The sequence below is a fragment of the Glycomyces dulcitolivorans genome, from assembly GCF_003265355.1.
Taxonomy (GTDB): domain Bacteria; phylum Actinomycetota; class Actinomycetes; order Mycobacteriales; family Micromonosporaceae; genus Glycomyces; species Glycomyces dulcitolivorans.
The window spans coordinates 1-7,848 of sequence record NZ_QFRW01000212.1 but is presented as its reverse complement, the minus strand read 5'-3'; the positions used below and the strand labels follow the sequence as shown (position 1 = coordinate 7,848).

Here is a 7,848-nt window from a genome sequence, read left to right as displayed (position 1 = left end):
CGGCGTCGCCGGGGCCGCCACCGACACGTCCGGGCCCTCGTGGCGGCCGACGAGCGCGCGCAGGTCCCGCTGCCCGTCCAGGGGCCGCGTGTACGACGCCGAGCGGATGAGCGCCCGCAGCGCCTCCTCCTGGCGGCCCGCCAGCCGCCCCAGCTCGGCCGCCTCGCCCCCGATCTCGGTCCCCCTGCGCTGCACCAGTGCCAGCACCTGGAGCACCGAGTCGTGGATGTCGCGGGCGAGCCGCTCGCGCTCGCGCGCCGCCGCGCTCCGCTCGGCGGCCTCGCGCATCCGCCGCTCGGCCACGACCCCCAGCCGCACCAGGTGCCCGGCCGCGAACCCGGTGAGCACCAGCAGGACCGCCTCGTTCACGGTGCTGGAGTGGACGCCGCCGCGAAACAGCATCCCGGCCACCGCCACCACCGCGCCCGCGATGGCCCCCGACCGCCGCCCCCAGGCCGCGGCCCACGCCAGGACCGCCCCGGCCATCCACGGCCCCACCGAGATCGGCACCGCCGTACCCGCGTCCAGCACCCAGGAGGACGCCGCGACCGCGGCGACCGTGACCGCGAGGTCGGCGTACAGCGCCCGCTTCTCGTACCCGCGGCGCCGGTACCACTCGGTCGCCAGCCACGTCCAGCCCAGCAGCACCACGACCAGCAGCGCGGCCCACACCGGATGCGCGAGCGAGTCGAACGCCAACCCCCCGAACAGCACCGGGTAGCCCAGGGCGACGAACCGGAACACCGTGTTCGCCCGGCGCAGCTGCGTCTGTATGCCCACCGAGGAATTCTCGCAGGCGCGCCGGTCCGCGTCTTCCCGACAGGGCCCCAATAGCATTCGGAATCCGCACATTCGACGACCGGTGACACCCCGAAAAGCCTGGAAACCGGAAACTACAGTGGCTGCATGTCCTTCTCCAGCCCCCGGCCCGCCGCGATCAGCATCGACTTCGGCACCTCCCACACCGTCGCGACGATCCGCCGCGCCGACGGGCGGGTCCACCAGCAGCTGTTCGACGGTTCGCCGCAGCTGCCCTCCGCGGTGTTCATGAACGACGGCGGCGGCCCGGTCGTCGGCGCCGACGCCGTCCACTCCGGGCGCCGCCGCCCCGACCGGTACGAGCCCAACCCCAAGCGCCGCATCGACGACGAGTCGATCCTCCTCGGCGAGACCGAGATCCCCGTGACCAGCGTGATCGCCGCCGTCCTGTCGCGCGTGGCCCGCGAGTGCGAGCACACCCTCGGAACCCTCGGCCCGGTCACCGTCACCGTCCCCGCCGCCTGGGGTCCGACCCGCCGCCACGTCGTCGCCGACGCCGCGACCGCCGCCGGACTCGGCCAGGTCGACCTCGTCGCCGAACCCGTCGCCGCCGCTTCCTATTTCGTGGAGACCCTCGGCACCGACATCGCGCCCGGCTCCGGCGTCGTCGTCTACGACCTCGGCGGCGGCACCTTCGACGCGACCGTGCTGCGCCGCTCCACGACCGGGTTCGACGTCCTCGCCGTCGACGGCGCCGCCGACCTCGGCGGCCTCGACTTCGACCAGGCCCTCGCCCAGCACCTCGCCGCCACCGTCCAGCCGGCCGATATGAGTGACGCAGCCGAGCGCTGGGCCCGCCTCACCGGCCCCACCGAACCGGCCGACCTGCGCCACCGCGCCGCGTTCATGGACGAAGTGCGCCAAGCCAAAGAGCGCCTGTCCCGCTCGGCCGTCACCGACCTCACCATCCCGCTCCTCGACGTGGACGCCCACCTCACCCGCGACGAGGTCGAACAGGTCTGCGCGCCGCTCGTCGCGCGCACCATCCGCGTCACCCAGGGCGTCATCCGCGAATCCGGCCTCGCCCCCGAGCAGATCGCCGGGCTCTTCCTCGTCGGCGCCGCCTCCCGCATGCCCCTGGTCGCCACCGCGCTCCACCGCGAACTCGGCATCGTCCCGGCCGCGATCGAGCAGCCCGAACTCGCCGTCTCCGAAGGCGGCCTGGTCGCCCAGCACACGGTCAGCACCCCGATCTCGGTCCCGAGCCCCGCCCTGCCCCCGCAGACCGCGACGCCGCAGCCCGCCCCGGTCATGGCGCCCGTCTCGGCGCCCGATTCGAACCAGACGGTGCAGCTGCCCGGCGGCTCCCAGCCGCGCCTGACCCCGCAGGCCGTCCCGAGCGTCCCGCACCCGATGACCCAGCCCGCCATGGCCGCCCCGCCGGGCCCGCCGCCCGGCCACTATCCGCAGGTCCCTGCCTATCCTGCGCCGCAACCGGAACCGGGGCCGTGGATCAAGACGAAGCAGGGCCTCACCACCGTCGGTGCGGCCGCCGCGGCCGTGGTCCTGGCGCTGGCGGTCATCATCGGCCTCCAGTACCTGCGCGAGGACGACGGCACCGGCGATTCCGCGGACGGGCAGGAACCCCAGAGCGAGAGCAGCGCCGATGAGGGGAACTCCGCTTCGGACAGCGGCGGCAGCGAGGGCACCGCCGAGTCCGGCGACAGCAGCGGCGTGGTCCCGCTCGCCGACGCCGAGGTCGGCGACCTGGTCGGCGGGATCACCGACGCGCACGTCGGCGCGGTCGTCGGCGTTGCCACCGGCATGGCCGACAACACGCCCGTGGCGATCACCGCGGGCGAGGACTACATCGTCCGCGTCTGGGACCTCGCCACGAACCAGTCCAAGGGCGAGTTCCGCGGCCACAGCGACACCATCGACGTCCTCACCGCCTTCGAGTTCGAGGGCCGGACCATGGTGTTCTCCCGCGACAGCACCACCGAGGCCGTCTGGTACGCCGACGACCCCGACCACCCCGTTGCGACCCGCGAGGCCGGATACGACACGATCTACTGGGCCGGCGTCTGGGACGGCGTCCCGGCCTACCTCACCGACTACGAAGTGGTGCAGCTGATCAGCGGCCAGGCCTTCGACGAGGTCACGACCGAGTACGCCGACTACACCCAGATCGAGGACGTCGACGGCTACCTCCGCCAGATCGGCGTCTACGAGAACCGGGTCTTCGTCGCCGACCTCGCCACCGGCGAACCGACGACCGGCACGTTCGACCAGCTCGCCTACGAGGTCAGCGCCCTCGGTGCGGGCGGGGCGGCGGGCAAGGCGCTCGGCGTCACCGTCACCGCGAACGGGTCCGTCCAGGGCTGGGATCTCGCCGCCGCCCAGCCGTACGGCACCGCCGGAATGGAACTGGGCCAAGCGGTCACGCAGGCCTGGATCGTCGAACTCGGCAGCGAGGCGACCGCGCTCCTCCAGGGCGACCGGGGCCTGAGCCTGTGGGACCTCCAGACCGGGACGCAGATCGGCGGGCTCTTCGCCGAGCATTCGGGCGAAGACCTCGTCCAGGACACCTCGGTGACCGAAGTGGACGGGTACCCGGTGGCCGTGACCGGCTCCGCCACCGGCGACGTCGAGGTCTGGGCCCTCCAGTAGCGCGAAGGCGCGGCGGGGGTCATCCCCGCCGCGCCTTGCATCATCGGTAATACATCACATGTGACACGGCGCCGGCCAGACGTCTCAGGCCGAACCGCCTACGGCCGACGCAGCCACACCGTGGTCTCGCCCGGCAGCTCGCCCGCATCGAACGGCCCGCTCGACAGCAGCGGCGTGCCCTCCGGCAGCGGCAGCGTCTCCGTCCCGAAGTTGGCCACCGCCTCCCAGCCGTTCGAGCGCCGCACGTGCAGCACGTTCGGGGCCGGGTACCGCACCCATTCCAGCGTTTCGTCGGTCTGGAGCTCGCGCCGCAGCGCCAGGGCCTCCCGGTACAGCGACAGCGTCGAGGTCTCGTCCTCCGCTTCGGCCTCGGCCGAGACCTTCGCGAACCAGTCCGGCTGCGGCAGGTGCGCCGGCCCGGTGCCGAACCCGAACGACGGGCCCTCCACCGTCCACGGCAGCGGCACGCGGCAGCCGTCGCGGCCCACGTCCACGCCCGGGCTGCGGAAGAACGTCGGGTCCTGCCGCGCCTCGTCGGGGATCGTCGCGACCTCGCCCAGGCCCAGCTCCTCGCCCTGGTACAGGTACGCCGACCCCGGCAGCGCGAGCATCAGCAGCGTCGCGGCCCGCGCCCGCCGCAGTCCTTGCGCCGCATCGAGTTCCGGCTCGGTCCCGCGCGAGAGCAGCCACGCCCGGTTGTACTTGCGCGGCTCGTCCCCGTTGGGCGGCAGGCCGTACCGGGTCGCGTGGCGCACCACGTCGTGGTTGGAGAACACCCACGTCGTCGACGAGCCGGACGCCGCGGCCTGCTCCAGGTTCTCGGTGATGATGCCCCGGAACGCCTCCGCGTCGAAGTCCGCTTCGAGCAGGTCGAAGTTGAACGCCTGCCCCAGACCCGCGGCGCTGGCGTAGCGGGCCCGGCGCGAGGGCGGGTTCACCCACGCCTCGGCGACGGCGATCCGCGGCGGGTCGTACTCGTCGAACACCTTGCGCCAGTCGGCGTAGACGTCGTGGACCTCGTCGCGGTCCCAGATCGGGTGCAGGCCGGTGGCCTTGTCCATCGCGTCGAGTTCGGCCTGCGAGGGCAGGTCGGCGGGGAGGTCCTTGGTGAGGGCGTGGGCGACGTCGACGCGGAAGCCGTCGACGCCGCGGTCGGACCAGAACCGCAGCGTTTTGAGGAAGTCCGCGCGCACTTCCGCGCTGTGCCAGTTGAAGTCGGGCTGCTCGGGCGCGAACAGGTGCAGGTACCACTGGCCGTCGCCCACGGCCGTCCACGCCGGGCCGCCGAACATCGAGACCCAGTCGGCGGGCGGCAGCTCGCCGTTCGCGCCGAGGCCGTCGCGGAAGACGTACCGGTCGCGCTCGGGGGAGCCCTTCGGGGCGGCGAGCGCGGCCTGGAACCACTCGTGGCGGTTCGAGGAGTGGTTGGGGACGATGTCGACGATGAGCTTGATGCCGGCCGCGTGCAGGGCGGCGATCATCGCGTCGAAGTCGTCGAGGGTCCCCAGGCGCGGGTCGACGTTCCGGTAGTCGTCGACGTCGTAGCCGCCGTCGGCGAGCGCCGACGGGTAGAACGGGCTGAGCCACACGGCGTCGACGCCGAGCGCCGCGAGGTAGGGGACGCGCGAGGTGATGCCGGGCAGGTCGCCGACGCCGTCGCCGTTCGCGTCCGCGAAGCTGCGCGGGTAGATCTGGTAGACGGTGGCCTGGCGCCACCAGTCGGCCGCGGTAGGAGATGCCGAGGTCGGAGCAGCCATCTTGGGTGCCTTTCGATGGTGGTGAGCCGTGCCGGAGCGCGGCCCGGAATGATCCTGTGATTAAATCTAATACCAAAATCAAATCACTCACGCCATACTGAACCAGCGAAGGCGAGGTGTCAAGAGCAGGTGTCGAGCAGCATGGCCGAACCCGAGGACCGGACCCACCCCCAGCGGCGGGCCAACGCCGCGGCGGTCCTGGACCGCGCGTGGGAGGCCGAGGCCTTCACCGCGAGCGACGTCATCGCCGCCACCGGCCTGACCCGCTCCACCGTGATCGCCCTGTGCGACGAGCTCGTCGAACGCGGCTGGTTCGCCGAGCTGCCCAACGCCCGCGCCGCCGGCGAGGAGTACCGCAAGGGCCGCCCCGCCCGCCGCTACGAGCTGCGCGCCGACGCCGGCGTCGTCCTCGGCGTCGATGCCGGCCAGCACTGCGTCACGGCCACCGTCGCCGACCTCCGCGGCCGCGAACTCGCCCGCGCCCACACCGAGACCGACCCCGACGGCCACGACCCCGCAGCACGCCTCGCCGCGGCCGACACCGCCGTCGCGGCCGCCCTCCGCAAGGCCGGGGCCCGCCCCGAGGCCGTCCTCTGCATCACCGTCGGCGTCCCCGCCCCCACCGACCTCGACGGCGCCTCACCCGAAGGCGAGCAGCGCTTCTGGGCCCGCATGAACCCCGGCTACGCCGCCCACTTCCGCGCCCGCGGCTGGCTCACCGAGGTCGAGAACGACGCCAACCTGGCCGCGCTCGCCGAAGGCGCCCTCGGCGCGGGCGCCGGCGTCTCCTCCTACATCGCGCTCGTCTCCGGCGAGCGCTTCGGCGCCGGGTACGTCGTGGACGGCCACCTCGTGCGCGGCCGCAGCGGCGCCGCCGGCGAACTGCGCCTGCTCACCCTCGTCGAGGGCGTCGGCTCCACCCACGGCATCGGGAACCTGCTGCGCCGCTGGGCACTCGAAGTGCGCGCCGACGGGACCGCCGACCCCGGCAGTCCCCTCATGACCGCCCCGGCCGAACGCCTGGGGGCCGAACTGGTCCTGCACGCGGCCGAGGCCGGGGACGGGGCGGCGCTCGCGCTGGCCGAGCGGATGGCCGAGCGCCTGGCGCGGATCTGCGCGGTCCTCGGCGGCCTGCTCGACGTGGAGCGGATCGTCCTGGCCGGCGCGGTGGCCGAGTCCCTCGACCTGGTGCTCAAGCGCGCGGCGCAGCGCCTCGACGAGCTGACGCACCCGCCCGGTCCCGAGCTGGTGGCGTCCACGCTCGGCGGCGGGGTCGTCAGCCTGGGCGCGGTCGCCCGCGCCCTCGAAGTGGTCCGCGCCCGCGCGATGGACTTGGAGCCGTTGCGGTCCTAGCGGATCGCGGCGACCAGCTTCGTGTAGTCGCCGAACGCCTGGTCGACCATGTCGGGGTCGAGGCCGTACCGCCCGAGCGTGTACTCGTGGTTGCGGCGCATGCCGGGGCGGGCCAGGACGGTCTCCAGGTTGCCGTCCTCGCGGAAGCTCCACTCCAGTTCGAGGCGTTCGAAGATCCGCGGGAGCTGCCCGTACGGGTCGGCCGTCAGCTGGTGGTACGACACGTCGACCATGCGCTCGGGCGGGATGCCCAGTCGTGCGAGGCGTCCCTGCTCGACCATCCACGACAGGGAGTCGAGCCACTCGCTGCCGATCTCGCGGGGGTCGTAGCGGCGGTTGCACAGGGCCGTCCCGGTCTCCACAAGGGAGCACCAGGAGCCCATGACGGTCTGCGGGTCGCGGTGCGTCCACAGGATGTGGGCGTCGGGGAAGACCTTGAGGAGCGCTTCGAGGTTGTACAGGTGGAACGGGGACTTCAGGACCCAGCGGCGGGGACGGTCGCCGGCCTGGAGCACCTGGAGGAACTCCTTGAGGTACTGGTAGTCAGGGACGAAGTCGTGCTGCGCCAGCCAGTCCCGGTAGCCGGGGAGCTTGAAGCGGGTGCCCCACTGGAGGCCGTGGGGGAGGGCGAGCACGCACTCCTCGGGGGTCTCGGCGGTGCTGGGGTGGATGGTCTCCCAGATCGGGGTGATGGCGTTGACCGCGGTGGAGATCTTGCGCGCCTTGGCGAGCCGCTGCTGGCGCAGCTTCGGGTCGATGTCGAACCGGTCGGCGTGGTGGAACTCCCACATCAGCGGCGCGCGGTTGCCCTCTGGCGCGGCGATGACCTTGTGCGCCAGGGTGGTCGCGGTGCGGGGGAGGCCCACGACCACGATCGGCCGGTCGATCGGCTCGGAGGCGATCTCGGGGTGCTCGGCGTGGAGGCGCCTGATCCGCAGCCGGTTCTCCATGCGCATCTGGAGCTCGGAAGCCGTCGCGGTCCAGCCCAGGAAGGAGATGTCGCGGACCTTCGCGAAGCGGCGCAGCAGCACCCGGTAGTCCTCGATGAACGCGCGGTCGATGTCCGCGCCGACGCCCGCGCCGGCCTCGGCCTTCCCCAGCGCCTTCTCGAAGACCGCGTCCGGGTCCCGCACCGCGCGGGCCAGCGCGGGGGACATGGCGGTGTTCAGGGGCTTGACCCAACCGGCGACGCGTCGCATGGGCACGTGTCCTCTCCTAGGGGATGGAACGAACGCGAGCCAGTCTCTCACAGTTGTGTTAGGACGCTGTTGCGGGCGGCGGGCAGGGCCTGCCGCGTGGGGCAGGCCCT

The 7,848-nt window shown here is 73.0% G+C and carries 5 protein-coding genes; 2 read left to right on the top strand and 3 right to left on the bottom strand.

Annotation, left to right across the window (positions count from 1 at the left end):
* On the bottom strand, nucleotides 1-780 hold a 780-nt coding region (locus DI269_RS14810), incomplete at its 3' end, for a DUF5931 domain-containing protein (RefSeq protein ID WP_157974999.1).
* 126 nt (nucleotides 781-906) lie between these two features.
* On the opposite strand from DI269_RS14810, the gene DI269_RS14805 reads away from it, so the two are divergent.
* A complete protein-coding gene (locus DI269_RS14805) occupies nucleotides 907-3,429 on the top strand; it encodes an Hsp70 family protein (protein ID WP_112137118.1) in 2,523 nt (840 codons plus the stop codon).
* A 98-nt stretch (nucleotides 3,430-3,527) separates the two neighbouring features.
* On the opposite strand, the gene DI269_RS14800 is transcribed toward DI269_RS14805, so the two are convergent.
* Complete coding sequence (locus tag DI269_RS14800) at nucleotides 3,528-5,186, bottom strand: glycoside hydrolase family 13 protein (protein ID WP_112137116.1); 1,659 nt, start codon at nucleotides 5,184-5,186, stop codon at nucleotides 3,528-3,530.
* 129 nt (nucleotides 5,187-5,315) lie between these two features.
* On the opposite strand from DI269_RS14800, the gene DI269_RS14795 reads away from it, so the two are divergent.
* Nucleotides 5,316-6,539 carry an ROK family protein gene (locus tag DI269_RS14795; RefSeq protein WP_198667448.1) on the top strand — a complete coding sequence of 408 codons (1,224 nt, stop codon included), beginning with the start codon at nucleotides 5,316-5,318 and terminating at the stop codon, nucleotides 6,537-6,539.
* On the opposite strand, the gene DI269_RS14790 is transcribed toward DI269_RS14795, so the two are convergent.
* A complete protein-coding gene (locus DI269_RS14790) occupies nucleotides 6,536-7,738 on the bottom strand; it encodes a sulfotransferase family protein (protein ID WP_112137112.1) in 1,203 nt (400 codons plus the stop codon). The genes DI269_RS14795 and DI269_RS14790 overlap by 4 nt on opposite strands.
* Nucleotides 7,739-7,848: the final 110 nt, after the last annotated feature.

Coding starts and splice junctions, on each gene's coding strand:
- DI269_RS14805 (WP_112137118.1), top strand. CDS start 907: ATGTCCTTCTCCAGCCCCCGGCCCGCCGCGATCAGCATCGACTTCGGC.
- DI269_RS14800 (WP_112137116.1), bottom strand. CDS start 5,186: ATGGCTGCTCCGACCTCGGCATCTCCTACCGCGGCCGACTGGTGGCGC.
- DI269_RS14790 (WP_112137112.1), bottom strand. CDS start 7,738: ATGCGACGCGTCGCCGGTTGGGTCAAGCCCCTGAACACCGCCATGTCC.